Origin of the sequence: Pedobacter sp. P26 (assembly GCF_050632135.1) — a bacterium.
Classification (GTDB): domain Bacteria; phylum Bacteroidota; class Bacteroidia; order Sphingobacteriales; family Sphingobacteriaceae; genus Pedobacter.
The window spans coordinates 4,056,802-4,069,472 of record NZ_CP192574.1 but is presented as its reverse complement, the minus strand read 5'-3'; the positions used below and the strand labels follow the sequence as shown (position 1 = coordinate 4,069,472).

Annotated in this window: 15 protein-coding genes and 1 pseudogene; 7 read left to right on the top strand and 9 right to left on the bottom strand. The window is 39.6% G+C overall.

Annotated elements, in window-relative coordinates; translation table 11 throughout:
* Window positions 1-22: 22 nt before the first annotated feature.
* Window positions 23-661: a hypothetical protein gene (locus tag ACQ86H_RS18890; RefSeq protein ID WP_431292119.1), complete on the bottom strand. Its 639-nt coding sequence runs from the start codon at window positions 659-661 to the stop codon at window positions 23-25.
* Between the two features lie 354 nt (window positions 662-1,015).
* Here ACQ86H_RS18890 and ACQ86H_RS18885 point away from each other — a divergent pair, with 354 nt between their 5' ends.
* Window positions 1,016-1,150, top strand: coding sequence for a DUF1016 N-terminal domain-containing protein (locus ACQ86H_RS18885; protein WP_431292118.1), 135 nt, complete (start codon window positions 1,016-1,018; stop codon window positions 1,148-1,150).
* Between the two features lie 125 nt (window positions 1,151-1,275).
* On the opposite strand, the gene ACQ86H_RS18880 is transcribed toward ACQ86H_RS18885, so the two are convergent.
* Window positions 1,276-2,100: an SDR family oxidoreductase gene (locus ACQ86H_RS18880; RefSeq protein ID WP_431292117.1), complete on the bottom strand. Its 825-nt coding sequence runs from the start codon at window positions 2,098-2,100 to the stop codon at window positions 1,276-1,278.
* 22 nt (window positions 2,101-2,122) lie between these two features.
* Window positions 2,123-2,491 (bottom strand): DoxX family protein, encoded by a 369-nt coding sequence (locus tag ACQ86H_RS18875; RefSeq protein ID WP_431292116.1) that lies wholly within the window; start codon window positions 2,489-2,491, stop codon window positions 2,123-2,125.
* A gap of 107 nt (window positions 2,492-2,598) precedes the next feature.
* On the opposite strand from ACQ86H_RS18875, the gene ACQ86H_RS18870 reads away from it, so the two are divergent.
* Entirely contained in the window at window positions 2,599-2,961 is a 363-nt protein-coding gene (locus ACQ86H_RS18870) for a winged helix-turn-helix transcriptional regulator (protein WP_138822958.1), read from the top strand.
* Between the two features lie 859 nt (window positions 2,962-3,820).
* Here ACQ86H_RS18870 and ACQ86H_RS18865 read toward each other — a convergent pair.
* The 3 genes from ACQ86H_RS18865 to ACQ86H_RS18855 all read right to left on the bottom strand — a co-directional run bounded on the left by ACQ86H_RS18865 (window position 3,821) and on the right by ACQ86H_RS18855 (window position 4,855).
* Window positions 3,821-4,234 carry a hypothetical protein gene (locus ACQ86H_RS18865; protein ID WP_431292115.1) on the bottom strand — a complete coding sequence of 138 codons (414 nt, stop codon included), beginning with the start codon at window positions 4,232-4,234 and terminating at the stop codon, window positions 3,821-3,823.
* A 41-nt stretch (window positions 4,235-4,275) separates the two neighbouring features.
* Entirely contained in the window at window positions 4,276-4,446 is a 171-nt protein-coding gene (locus ACQ86H_RS18860) for a hypothetical protein (RefSeq protein WP_431292114.1), read from the bottom strand.
* A gap of 64 nt (window positions 4,447-4,510) precedes the next feature.
* Entirely contained in the window at window positions 4,511-4,855 is a 345-nt protein-coding gene (locus ACQ86H_RS18855) for a hypothetical protein (protein WP_431292113.1), read from the bottom strand.
* A gap of 390 nt (window positions 4,856-5,245) precedes the next feature.
* Here ACQ86H_RS18855 and ACQ86H_RS18850 point away from each other — a divergent pair, with 390 nt between their 5' ends.
* The 4 genes and pseudogenes from ACQ86H_RS18850 (at window position 5,246) to ACQ86H_RS18835 (ending at window position 7,745) form a co-directional block, all read left to right on the top strand.
* Entirely contained in the window at window positions 5,246-6,052 is an 807-nt protein-coding gene (locus ACQ86H_RS18850) for an SDR family oxidoreductase (protein ID WP_431292112.1), read from the top strand.
* Between the two features lie 67 nt (window positions 6,053-6,119).
* Window positions 6,120-7,030: pseudogene (locus tag ACQ86H_RS18845) on the top strand (helix-turn-helix domain-containing protein).
* A 44-nt stretch (window positions 7,031-7,074) separates the two neighbouring features.
* Window positions 7,075-7,413: a nuclear transport factor 2 family protein gene (locus tag ACQ86H_RS18840; RefSeq protein WP_431292111.1), complete on the top strand. Its 339-nt coding sequence runs from the start codon at window positions 7,075-7,077 to the stop codon at window positions 7,411-7,413.
* Between the two features lie 11 nt (window positions 7,414-7,424).
* Window positions 7,425-7,745: a MazG-like protein gene (locus tag ACQ86H_RS18835; RefSeq protein ID WP_219077686.1), complete on the top strand. Its 321-nt coding sequence runs from the start codon at window positions 7,425-7,427 to the stop codon at window positions 7,743-7,745.
* A gap of 1,100 nt (window positions 7,746-8,845) precedes the next feature.
* Here ACQ86H_RS18835 and ACQ86H_RS18830 read toward each other — a convergent pair.
* Both ACQ86H_RS18830 and ACQ86H_RS18825 read right to left on the bottom strand, forming a co-directional pair.
* Window positions 8,846-9,169 (bottom strand): nuclear transport factor 2 family protein, encoded by a 324-nt coding sequence (locus ACQ86H_RS18830; protein ID WP_431292110.1) that lies wholly within the window; start codon window positions 9,167-9,169, stop codon window positions 8,846-8,848.
* 18 nt (window positions 9,170-9,187) lie between these two features.
* Window positions 9,188-9,982 carry an SDR family oxidoreductase gene (locus ACQ86H_RS18825; protein WP_431292109.1) on the bottom strand — a complete coding sequence of 265 codons (795 nt, stop codon included), beginning with the start codon at window positions 9,980-9,982 and terminating at the stop codon, window positions 9,188-9,190.
* A gap of 307 nt (window positions 9,983-10,289) precedes the next feature.
* Here ACQ86H_RS18825 and ACQ86H_RS18820 point away from each other — a divergent pair, with 307 nt between their 5' ends.
* Window positions 10,290-11,099, top strand: a complete 810-nt coding sequence (locus tag ACQ86H_RS18820; RefSeq protein ID WP_431292108.1) for a helix-turn-helix domain-containing protein — start codon at window positions 10,290-10,292, stop codon at window positions 11,097-11,099.
* Between the two features lie 231 nt (window positions 11,100-11,330).
* Here ACQ86H_RS18820 and ACQ86H_RS18815 read toward each other — a convergent pair whose 3' ends face one another.
* The gene (locus ACQ86H_RS18815) at window positions 11,331-12,383 is read right to left on the bottom strand and encodes a response regulator (RefSeq protein ID WP_431292107.1); all 1,053 of its coding nucleotides are present in this window, start codon (window positions 12,381-12,383) and stop codon (window positions 11,331-11,333) included.
* Between the last annotated feature and the right edge of the window lie 288 nt (window positions 12,384-12,671).

Sequence of the window (12,671 nt, the reverse complement as noted above, 5' to 3'; positions counted from 1 at the left end):
AAATTACCAATTCCATTTTACCTCACTCAAAACTTCCTTTCCCATCAGCAACATAACTGTAAATAACCATGTATTCGATTCCATTCTTTTGAAAATGCCCGATAGGAATATCGCCTTTTTCAAAGTAAGCTGATTTACTTTCGAATGGAATACCGCAAAGCATTGCATTCGGTTCTATTTGATGATAAACAACATCATTTCTACTGGTTGCAATAGCCATCAATGCTGATAAATTTTTGCTCGAACCTTTCTGGTTATATTTTGGATGGTGCGGGTGTTGGCTGGCCGTTACCCAGGAGCCCGGTTCCATTGGTTTATAAAATTTGCCCAGTGGTATATCGAAGCGGCGTGGTAAAAAGCAAGAGGCTATTGTTCCATTGGTGGTGATGGTTCCGGTTTCTATAAAGAAATGGGTAATTCGAATCCAATGCCGGGTGAGCTGATACACATATTCCCGAATGGAATTTTGCCCATCCTCTAAAAATTCTGCCCATCCGGCGTAACGTGGCAAAGTCATCATGATTTCAGAAACATGGCCATCAATATGATGTAAGGTAGCCTTTACCGCACAAATGGCAGGTAATACATTAGTGTTGGCTGATTCAGCTGCAACCTGAGCAGGGAGCTGTGTGTTTTGGTTTTTACAATTGTTGTTTCGCATAACATTGTTAAAAAGATCCTGGGTGCTGCGAAACAACAATAAACTCTTTTCAGAGAAAATTTAGATACGGTGCCAAACCGCTCACCCAGGAATATTGTTAAAAATTGATTTGCTTACTTAATTGCTTCTCTGTCTAAGTTGAAAATTCTGTTTATTATTATTTCGCATAAGCAATTTAGAAACAATATCTCAAATCACAAAGAAAAATCTTCATTATTTAATTGGTTTCTCATCAGCGTTCCAAGTAGCTTCGGTTATCCTCTTTTGTTGCTGTAATTTACTAAACTAAGTGATTTTAACAGGCTCTATGTATTCCCTTAGAAGTTGAACTTTCCAAAGCTTTGACAACTGAATTTGGGGAAAGGTTTTTCCTATTCTAATTTATATAATTTCAGACAGTTTTATCTTACCTACCCAGAGCAAGACAAATTCTACACACTGTGTAGCAAATTGACATGGAGCCATAATAGGTTAATAATGAGGGTTTAAAATGTGGCTGCAAGGGGATTTTATTTAAATGAATTCAATAAATACCAGTGACGACGTCAAAAGGTTCATCTGCTATTTTCTAAAATAATTTTCCAGGTATTGGCGTACAGAAGTTGGTTCCCTTTTCAAAAACCGGCTAAAGTATCATCTTCCTGATCCATTGCCTGCTGTTTCAATGCAGTACCCCACATGGTTAACATATTAATGTACATTTTCAGGACATTTGCCTTTTGCAGCATAGCATTAAATTCATTGATGCCCGGCGATTTGTATTCAATTTCTTCGCCTAGTATTTCAGATATATGCTGTGCAATGAATTCAAAACCTACAGCTTCGGAATTAGTCAAAGTATAGATTTTATTTTTATGGCCTTCGGTGATTAAAACATGAGCAGCAGATTCTGCTAATTCTTCACGAAGAACCCAACTCGCTTTTCCTTCGCCTGCCGGAAACAAAATGCTTTTAGTTTCGGCAACCTTATCACCAGAAAAAGCCAATATCATTTCTGCATAGATACCATTTTGAAGTATAGTATAATCCAGACCGCTCCCGGTCAGGTGTTTTTCAGTCTCGAGGTGGGCGTTTTGAAAATCAGCAATCGCTGAATCCTCAAATCCTGGTTTTCTCACAAAAGAAGTGTACACAATATGCTTTACACCGGCTTCTTTGGCCGCATTTATTGCGTTTTTGTGATGCTGTGTCCGGTTTTCAATCGCTTCTCTATTGTTACTTGATACCAACAATAATTTATCTACACCTGTAAAAGCCTTTACCATCGAAATGTGGTCGGTATAATCACCTTCCCTAATCGCTATTCCTTTTTCCAGCTCCTTTGCTTTGTTGCTGTCTCTTACCAAAACAGCAATTGCTGAAGGTTCAATTCCATTCTTTAACAAATGTTCAACTGCTTTAGAACCAAACTGGCCTGTTGCTCCTGTAACTAAAATCATAAATTTATTTTTTAAATTGTTATTAATCTCTGTTTGTTTTTTGAAGTTTTGCATCACACACATACGACACAATCAGGATCGCCAGGAAAACCAATCCTGTTATCACTTTGCCAAGCGGATCGCCTACTGCCGCATGTGCTAGGGAAGCTGAGGCAAACATAATAGCGAAACCGATGTATGCGGCTTCCCTCAACAAGCGGACAGGCAACCAGATTAAAACTGCACCTATAATTTTTGCAATTCCCAATTCAATCCTGAAATAATCGGGGAAACCTAAATGTGTCATTGATATTTTGACTTCGGGCTTCGTAAGGGTTTCAAAAGCAATAAATAGCATCATTGCTGAAATAATTGCAGTGGTAGCGTAACAGGTAATTTTTAATTTGTTCATTTCTCTATTATTTTATGTTACAAAGCTATGTATATTAGCTAACCAAAATATAGTAGTATACCAAAGGTGAGTAGTAACCTTTTGGTTAGTTAAATTAAATAGAAACGATGGCAACAAGTAAATTAGAATACACACCAGTGCAGTGTACAAACCGTATCTCGGCAACTGAGGATGCCCTTTATGTTCTTGGCGGTAGGTGGACCATCAGGGTGATGATCGGGGTTTTAGGTGGCAATACCAGATTTAATGAACTGCAACGAACGGTAAAAGGAATTTCTGCAAAAATGCTGTCGGTAGAATTAAAAAAATTAGAAATAAATCAACTGGTGGAAAGGAAAGTGCTGGCCGATCAGTTTCCGGTTATAGTGGAGTACCTGCCCACTGAATATAGTGAATCTTTAAAGGATATCATCACTGCCCTGGCGCAATGGGGTACAAACCATAAAAAGAGAATTACAACTGATAATTAGGGAAAATGTAACCGTTTTATCAAAGAGGGTGGATTGTAAGGTGCGTTAATTGTAATTAAATCTAATTTTTTTCCAAATTTAAGAGCCTGTTTAAAAATTAAAAAAAAATATTTCGTATGTCAGTCTGAGGGTTAATTAATTGTTTAAAATCAATACGAGTGAGGTATAATTGTCTTTTTCTTGTCCTACGGCGCGGTCTTGCCTCGGCTCGCCGCCGCCGAAGGGCTCTTTCTTTTGGCATCAAAAAGAAACAAAAACTGCCGGCTGAAAATTTTTCTTTCGAAGCTGGTAGGTTGGCTTTGTCAGTGGAGCCCGAAAAATTTGTTAGGCCGGATTTAAATAGAACGGGGATATCGTGCTATGGCCTAGCTGGGTGGAAATACTAAAGTAATTAAATTATTGATTAATAACGACTTGTAAAATAACGTCAATGGTAGCGTAGTCGAAGACCATTTCAAAGCATTAAAAAAGCAATCGACTCTGGTACTATAGACAGAATCCATTAGCACTGTCGTCATTCCCGCGCAGGCGGGAATCTTAAAGCGCTTGCATTACGATTATTCATGAGTTTACCCCGTTTCAAAGGCATTCATGAGCATTCCGTGGTTCCCAATCGAGTTGGGAATGACGATCTCACGCAGCCAACCATTTTGCCAAAAAGATTTATCTTTTATATTGATTTTATGAAATAATTACCCTCTATGTGAGAGCAAAAAGCCATTTATATTTGTTATAAAATTTAAATAGACTCTAACATTGATTCTTTTTTTGTTTCCAATTCATTCAAATATCATTCTAACCCGCAAAATTTGTTTAATGCTCCGGGGATATATTTGACTTCAAATGTCATTGTATCACGTCAGTCCGTTAGGCTAAGGTTGGAAATAGGGATATACCCGGCTGTTTCTTTGCCGCCCTTACCCTCAAAATAAACATATAGCCAATTTTGTGTGCTGGCGCCAATTCTATCGATATCTAACCTAACTTTATCACCTTTTAATACGTAGGTTTTAAGTTTGCTTCCTGCATCTGGTTTTCGATAAAAATAGGCCTTAGGTACTTTTACAATGTATTCGCCAGCTACGGCATTGGTAATTTTATTGTAGAAGCCATCAAAGTCTGTAGTAAGGTGATCGGTATTGCAGTTATTAAACGAAGCCTTAATTTTGCCCTGAACAAGATTTAGCGTAACAACACAGCCTGGATCGTTCTCCTCACTGTGTAAAACAACCCTGTTCTGCTGTAATGTTCCTTTACCACTATAGCTACCCATCTGTGCCGACTTGGTATTCCACCAGCTAAAAATTTCTGCTATTACCTTATCGCCATTTTTTTGAAAGGAAATGATTCCATAAGCCCCATTTGCGGCTTTTTTTCATAAGTGCCGTTTTGAGCCTGTGTTGTTAAAGATGAACACAGGATGAGTAAGCCCAATGCGATCTTCACTTTAGATTGCTGTAATTTATTTATGATTGATAATTTCATGATTGTAGCTTTAAGATCAGATTTATTTGCGAACCATTGTATCCGGAAGCGACCAGGCTTTGTGCTAAATATTCTTTTTCGGCTCTGCATTTCCGCCAGGCAGGGAATTGTTGACTATCGGAGCGGATTTGGATAACAGACCAGCCAAAATAGAAATTATTAGGATAACAAACACAATTGCGGCTATGGTAATGATAAGCTTCGTTTTTTGAGCACCCAAAGCAGGATTCGCGTTGGCGTAGCTGTAGTTATGGTTATAATTTACAGTGATGTCATCATCGTCCAGGTAATACTCCGTTTGGCGGTTTATGTTAGGGTAAACGTCGGGCTTGATTTCAGTTTTGGCAGTACTGCCGCATTGAGGAAACTTGATCGCTTTAATTCTTTCGCCATGAGCGCGTTTATTCATTTGGGCTGCGAGCATATTGTTGCAGTTCGTAAAAAATTAATGTGTGCTGAACCGATATGAAGATACAACAATATTGTTAAGCAAAGGTTTTAGTGCCGGACTGTTGTTTGTAAGATCTACAGAAATTGGACGAAATGCACCTGATTTCGGGCAGCAAAACCCGTAAGAAATTTGATTAAATTATCAGATTTAAAGGGGAAATATGTACTTATAGACTTTGTAATTTGGCTTAATTTTCAGTTTGGTAAAGTGGGAATGGCAGATTAGTTTGAACACCCGTTACAGCTTTAAATCTAAAACGTCATTTTGACTTACCATAATTCGTTTTAGACTAATTTCAGTGTTTATGCAATGCCCACTTTTGTATAGTTCAATCTAAAACAAAGAATTATGCAAAAGACAATTTTCATTACCGGAACCTCATCCGGGCTGGGCAAATCAACAGCCAAATTATTTCATGCAAATGGCTGGCATGTAATCGCAACAATGCGCGATCCCGAAAAAGAAAATGAATTGAAGGAACTTCCAAATGTAACCATAGTTCAATTGGATGTTACTGATTCGGAAAAAATCAAGAATACGATATCAGAAGTTTTGAAGTCGCATGCTGTTGATATAGTATTAAATAACGCCGGTTATGGGTTGATTGGTCCGCTGGAAGCCTTTACAGATGAGCAAATCCAGACTCAGGTACAGACGAATTTATTTGGCGTGATCAATATTACAAGAGCATTCATCTCGTATTTTAGAGAAAGAAAGAGTGGAACGTTCATCAATATTACCAGTACATTTGGCCTGCTGGGATATCCAACCTGTTCTATTTATAATGCTACCAAATTTGCTGTTGATGGTTTTTCAGAAGGTTTGGCTTATGAATTGGCACAATTTGGAATATCGGTGAAAGTAGTGGCCCCAGGTGGAATGCAAACTAACTTTGCAGGAAGATCTCTACAGGCTGGAATGCACGAAGCTTATGCTCAATTGGTGGCTCAGGTTAGTGAAGGTTATAGCGAAGAGCAGATTGCCAGTTACACAAAAGCAGAAGACGTAGCCAAAATCATTTATGATGCAGCTACAGACAATAAAGAACAGCTGAGATATATTGCCGGCAATGATGCTAAAGGTTTATATCAAGAGCGCCTTGAATTAACTCCGGAAGGACAATTCGAAAAACTCCGTTCCCAGTTCGTATTTTAATAGATATAGCCATTCTATAATGGATTGACATGGGAGTGGCTGCTGATGAATTAACTAAATTTGTACAATGAGAAAACATCCGGTCCTATTCGATTCGCTTTCCCAGTTGCATAAGGCGATGGGGCAGGCGGCTCCGTCCCATCCGCTGATCAGCGTTATGAATTATGGAGATGCAAAGTTTGATCCAATGGATTTTGAGCATGGCATCATCCTGAATTTTTACAAGATATCTTTCAAGACGAGTTTTTCAGGGAAACTGAAATATGGTCAGGGATACTACGATTTTGAAGAAGGCGGAATGTCATTCATCGCCCCCGGACAGCTTTTGAAAATGCAGGATGAGGAAGCGGACTACAGCGGGATGACGCTCCATATCCACCCGGATTTCTTAAGATCCTATCCGCTAAATTCTGGGATTAAACAATATGGTTTTTTTAGTTATTCTGCCGCAGAGGCACTATATCTTTCGGAAAAGAAAAAGCAACCATCCTGAGCATTTACAGGTTTATACAGGATGAGCTGAATGAGCGTATTGATAAATTCAGCCAGGATGTGATCATTTCGCAAATCGAGTTGCTGCTCAATTATGCCAATCGATTTTATGACCGGCAGTTTCTCACCAGGAAGACTGTGAGCAACGACCTTCTTGCCGGATTGGAACAGCAATTGGATGACTATTTTAGAGGAGAACGTTCTTTAATTAAAGGGCTTCCTGATGTGAACACTTTGGCTGAAAATCTAAATGTAACGCCAAGATATTTGAGCGATCTGTTGCGAAATCTTGTCGGATTAAATACCCAGCAATTCATACACGAAAAGGTGGTAGAAAAAGCAAAGGAATATCTTGCGAAAAATGAACTTAGCATTGCCGAGATCGCCTATCATTTAGGCTTTGAGCACCCGCAGTCATTCAATAAGTTATTTAAAAATAAGACCTCCTTTTCTCCGTCAGATTATAAAAAGAGTTTGCTGAATTAGATTGAAAGAGTAAACAACCATAGTGATATGGTAAAAAAGAAAAAATGGACATACAAACTTTTATCACGGAATGGATTGCAGCCAGTAACACATTCGACACAGAAAAATATTTAAGTTTTTATTTACCTGCTGCTATTTTAGACGATCCATCGGTAGGTAGAAAGTTTAAAGGGCATAAAGGAATTCAGCAATATTTTGATGACTACTTTATAGGGTACAATACCCATACAGATCAGGTAGCGCTCAAGATAATAGATCAACAAAATGCATATTTGGAAGTTCAATTTTCTGGTGATTTTCCGGAAGGTAAAATTGGAGGAACATTTGAATTCAAATTTGAAAACGGTAAAATCTCTTTTGTTAGCGCCAATTTAATTCACTAAATGATATGTTAATGAGTAAAGAAAATTTTGACGAGATTATCCACAGATCGCTGGAAATAAGAAAAAAGTACCATGAGCTAGAGCTGCTGCATCACGGAAGTGAGTGGACAGTGGAAGAAGATGCTTTGGCCTACCTTACTGATGCCGGACTGGTTGGACGCAACATTATGTCGCAGCAGCAGCGCTGGCCCAAAGCCGGTTCTGAGACAGAACTGGAACATAAACTTGCTGAAAATATTTGGTGGTTAATTGTGTTGGCCGAGAGGTCTGGAATTGACATAAAAGAGGCGGTTGATAAATTTTTGACAAAAATGGATGTTGCGTTAAAGTAGAAACCGTGAGAAAATGAGGATAGCATAATCTAAGGGCTGTTGCAATTAAGGGGAGGATTAGCAGATTGTTTGAACGCTTTTGACCAGAAGATATTGCGGAGACTATAGTATTTCGCTTGATACAGATTAATATACTCAATAGTAGTGTTAAACCTTTATTTAAATATCTAAGAGCCTGTTTAAAATTAAATAAAATTTAATTCGTATGTCAGTCTGAGCGTAGTCGATGACTATTTCAACGCATTAATAAAACAATCGACTACGCTACAATTGACAGAATCCATTAGCACGGCCTTCATTCCCGCGCAGGCCTATAGTGTAGACACAATTAATTATAACATCTTCTATCGCTATATGCCGCGGGGCATGGTACTTTGGAGCGCCAAAGTACCCAAAGCGCTTTGTCAATCCAGCAATGAGCCTTTGCGCAATCTCACACGTATCAAAAAAACAGGGACACTTCGTTTTGTGTTCAATATTTTTTTTAAAATTAAATCATCGGTTATGAACACAAAACCACTGCGTTTCAGGTTTGTTATTGCTATTTTTACTGTAGTGCACCTGTTTTTTTGATTTCCCCGGCTCTTGGGATTGACAGCGTCCTTAGTTAAAATCCGTGCTTTATTAAAGTTGGTTAGCAAAACGCCTAAACTAACTCAAAAAAGATGTGTCCACACGATAGGCGCAGGCGGGAACCACGCAGTGCTCAGCGAAGCTAATCTTAAAGCACTTGCATTACGATTATTCATGAGTTTACCTCGTTTCAAAGGCATTCATGAGCACTCCGTGGTTCCCAATCAGGTTGGGGATGACGATTCCTCGCAGCCTGTAATTCGCTAAAAATCTGTCATTTATATTGATTTTATACAATAAGTTATCCCTTAGTGTGACAGCAAAAGGCTATTTATATTTGTTATAGAAATTTAAACAGGCTCTAAATCAGCCAAAAGTCTGCCCCTTTCATATTTTGTTAAAAATAATTTGGATAGTTAATCATTACAACATTACCCGGTAATAGCATAGTGGAAGAAAACCGCCTTATCTAAGATAGGCGGTTTTCTGATGTTGTGTGTCATCGTGCTATATCTATGCCCAAAATATTATTCGGTCACATTTAGGGAATCGATAAGGTTGTCCTTAAAGCCAAATTTGAAATTCAGCTTTACCGGACTTCCCGGAAAGGTGCCCGAAACATTTGCTGTCAGTACACCGCTTGAGCTGGTCTGCTCATAGTTGAGTGGTTCCAGCTCAGATTTGTACGCATCCATTGAATGCTGAATCCATTGATGAATTTCTTGTCTGCCATTATGGGTTTTTCCCTCGTCATGAACGATGGCAGATTCGGTAAAACAATCCGCGAAAGCCTTGCTATCGTAATTGTGCTGCGTTTCTATGAAACGCGATACTACTTGTGGTAATTCCATGATGATATGATTAAGTGGTTAAATAGTCGGTACCGTTCCGCCATCGATGACGAAGTTTGTTCCTGTTAGGTAATTGGCTCTTGGCGAGACCAGAAAGCCGACCAATTCGGCCACTTCCTCTGGTTGGGCCGGCCTGCCGAAAGGTATTCCTCCCAATGCATCCATAACACTTTGCTGAGCCTGCTCTATGGTGCTATTGGAATTTCTGGCAATCTCACCCAGCCAGGCTTCCGATGCTGTAGTATTTATCCATCCCGGCGAAACGGTTAGCACACGTACACCTTTTGGCGTAACCTCATTTGATAAACTTTTACTGTAATTGATCAGTGCTGCTTTTGAAGCTGCATAGGGCAATGTAGAATCGTATAGGGGCAATTTGCCCTGGATGGAAGCGATGTGAATGATAACACCATCTTTACGATCGATCATCTGTGGTAAAAATCCCTTGTCAAGTCTGACTGGCGCAAGTAGATTAGCTTGCAGGGTCGATATCCAATCTTCATTACTCAATGCTGAAAACCCACCGGCTGGTGTTGTTGAACTGCCAAGGTTGTTTACCAGGATATCCAGCCTGCCATAGGTTGACAGTACCTCGCTGATTATTTTTTGCGCATCTTCTGGTCTGCTCAGGTCAGCAGAAACAAAATTAAGTTCCGGATCTGGTTGTTCGGCTTTGTTCCTCGCCGTAATGATCACTGTGGCGCCAGCGGCCTTTAAACGTTCTGCAATTGCTTTGCCGGCACCTTTGGTTCCACCTGTTACAAGGGCGATCTTTCCGGAAAGTTCATTGCTGTAATTGATTTGCTGTGTCATAATTTTAATTGTTATTTTTGACTAAATGGCTTTTGTTTACAATACAAATCTAGGGACTGTGAATGCTTAGAAACATGGCCAGATACGGCCGAAATATGTTCAGATTTCCTTGCCATATTGATGTAGTATTTTAGATGATATGATAAATATTGTTATCTTATGTCAACCTGCAACAAACAGGAAAAACGCCTGGGTTATAGTTTTATCGGTATAATGAAAAATAAGAAAAAACGTATTGAGGAACTGACGGTTGATTTTCTAAAGTCCCGGCTGGATATCAATACCAAATTTAAGGGCCTGTACGTTTTTGATACCGATTCGCAGGAAATGGATACATCCTTTTATCTCGCCATATCGTGCCGATCATAATTCGATTCACCTGATCACTGATGGAGAGGTGAATGTAAAGATCAATCTGCTGGAATACACACTGAGAAAAAATGATCTTGTATTGTTTACGACCAATACCATCCGTCACTTTGGTACGGTTACCCCAGATTGTAAAGCGACCAATCTACTATTCTCAAATGACTACTTATTAAACTCAGCCATCCCGTCGAAGACCGCAGAGGCTTATGATTACCTGACCGGTATCATTAGCCCGGTGTCCAGGCTCAGCGAAGACCAGGTCGACTTGTTCAAGGCTCAACTCTCCGTACTGGCGCTAAAGATGAAGGATACGCGAGCAAACAGGTTTTATGCGGAGGATATCTTGCGGCACCTTTTTTCGGCGCTTATTTTCGAGGTTGGTGCATTATATCAATCAGAGGCCGAGCCATACGTGGTACCTGGCAGCCGGAAGGAATATGTGGTTCATCAATTCCTTAAACTTGTTATGAAGAAATTTAAAGAGGAAAGAAGTGTACAGGCTTATGCTGACATGCTAAATATCACCCCAAAATACCTGACCACTGCTACACGGGGGCTTACGGGTAAAACTGCGGGAGAACTGATCGATGAAATGCTCGTTGTTGAGGCAAAGGTATTATTAAATGAGTCAGGGTTGCCGATCGCACATATCGCTGAATCATTGAACTTCAGTGACCAGTTCGTATTCAGTAAATTTTTTAAGAAACATTGTGGCCAAAATCCAAGCAGCTATCGTCGTAATGCCTGACCGCATTCAATCGATCAGATGGGCGATGGGCACAAACATCAAATAACTTATTCTTGCACCTGAACATAGCTCTTTTGACTACAATAATTTTTTACAGGTAGCGTATCTGTGGATTGTCAGGTACGAGGTAAAATCTTTTATATTGCAGATGCGGATTTGAGTTCACAGCACACGCCTCAACCTAATGTTACTGCCCAAATGATTTATCCTTACAACTTTTTCCATTAGGTTTTAATTTTTCATTTTCAATAACCCTTCAGGATTTAGTACGGTTATATTTGCTCCAATCCGATCGATTAGTTTCTCTTCCTTAAAATCAGAGAGGGTTCTGCTGACTGTTTCTGTGGCCATACAGGCCATAGCGGCAAGGTCTTCCCTGGAAATGATAAACGAGTTTTGCTCTGGTATATTCTGGTGATATAATCTTAAGATGGCACCAGCCATTTTTTTACGTACCGATTGATAAGCCAGCTGGAGTAGCTGCTCCTCTTTTTCCTGGTTATCACTCGATAGGAGGTTGATAAATTCCCTGGCCACTTTCGGGTATTGAAGGAGTAAAAGTTCCATCTGATCTAAGGGGATGAAGCAGATCTCGCTATCTTCTACAGCAGTTGAGGTATCGGTATAAGCCGTACCGCTCAAAATGGCATTTATCCCAATGTAAGAGCCTGAAACATGCATCCCTGTCATCAGCTCCCGTCCGTCTTGCGCGAGTTTTATTGTCTTTACCTTTCCGCTATGTACCAGATAAAGACCTTTTCCAAAATCTCCCTCATAATAAATTACCTGTCCTTTTTTGAATCGCCTTTTTGTTTTGCCTTCGATTAATTTGTGAAATTCCGAGAGTCCATCGGTATGAGCTACCAATATCCTGAACTCGTCAGAAACGGTATGGAGCACCTTATCCTGCGCTTCCTTTTTTCTTATTCTAATATCAATTGCATTCAGGAGTTCCATGTCATCAAAGGGTTTGATAAGATAATCATCTGCGCCCAGTTCCATTCCCTTTCGCAGATCCGTGTGTTCAGCCTTGGCGGTGAGAAAAATAAAAGGGATTCCCAAAGTTTCGGCATGTTTGTTCAGTATATAAAGCACCCCGTATCCATCCAGTTCAGGCATCATAATGTCACACAAAATAATATCCGGGAGTTCACTAAGGGCCATATCGACCCCTGTCTTACCATTTTTGGCCTCAAAAACGGTGTAATTTGCCATCTTAAGTATCTCTGCTATACTTTCGCGAATCGCATTATGATCTTCAATAATCAGTATTTTCTTGCTCATTTTGATGATTATTGGGGAAAGATAAGTGAATACAGATAAAATAATACCCTTTGGCAAACAGGTGCATTGCAATTCTTTTCGTCCTGCAAGATGGGCGCACCTACGTCACATAAAGGGCAAGGTACTGATAATTATCTAAGGGGATGATGAACATCATCTTTACTTCGGTACCTGGTCATTTAGCTCAGCCTCTTTAGGTAAGCTGTTTTTTATGGAATTTATTGTAAACAGGTTGCGGCAAAAACAGTCGGCTCGTATGGCAATTATCTAATTATAACCCGTTTAGTA

Coding starts and splice junctions, on each gene's coding strand:
- ACQ86H_RS18890 (WP_431292119.1), bottom strand. CDS start 661: ATGCGAAACAACAATTGTAAAAACCAAAACACACAGCTCCCTGCTCAG.
- ACQ86H_RS18880 (WP_431292117.1), bottom strand. CDS start 2,100: ATGATTTTAGTTACAGGAGCAACAGGCCAGTTTGGTTCTAAAGCAGTT.
- ACQ86H_RS18875 (WP_431292116.1), bottom strand. CDS start 2,491: ATGAACAAATTAAAAATTACCTGTTACGCTACCACTGCAATTATTTCA.
- ACQ86H_RS18870 (WP_138822958.1), top strand. CDS start 2,599: ATGGCAACAAGTAAATTAGAATACACACCAGTGCAGTGTACAAACCGT.
- ACQ86H_RS18865 (WP_431292115.1), bottom strand. CDS start 4,234: ATGGGTAGCTATAGTGGTAAAGGAACATTACAGCAGAACAGGGTTGTT.
- ACQ86H_RS18860 (WP_431292114.1), bottom strand. CDS start 4,446: ATGAAATTATCAATCATAAATAAATTACAGCAATCTAAAGTGAAGATC.
- ACQ86H_RS18855 (WP_431292113.1), bottom strand. CDS start 4,855: ATGAATAAACGCGCTCATGGCGAAAGAATTAAAGCGATCAAGTTTCCT.
- ACQ86H_RS18850 (WP_431292112.1), top strand. CDS start 5,246: ATGCAAAAGACAATTTTCATTACCGGAACCTCATCCGGGCTGGGCAAA.
- ACQ86H_RS18840 (WP_431292111.1), top strand. CDS start 7,075: ATGGACATACAAACTTTTATCACGGAATGGATTGCAGCCAGTAACACA.
- ACQ86H_RS18835 (WP_219077686.1), top strand. CDS start 7,425: ATGAGTAAAGAAAATTTTGACGAGATTATCCACAGATCGCTGGAAATA.
- ACQ86H_RS18830 (WP_431292110.1), bottom strand. CDS start 9,169: ATGGAATTACCACAAGTAGTATCGCGTTTCATAGAAACGCAGCACAAT.
- ACQ86H_RS18825 (WP_431292109.1), bottom strand. CDS start 9,982: ATGACACAGCAAATCAATTACAGCAATGAACTTTCCGGAAAGATCGCC.
- ACQ86H_RS18815 (WP_431292107.1), bottom strand. CDS start 12,383: ATGAGCAAGAAAATACTGATTATTGAAGATCATAATGCGATTCGCGAA.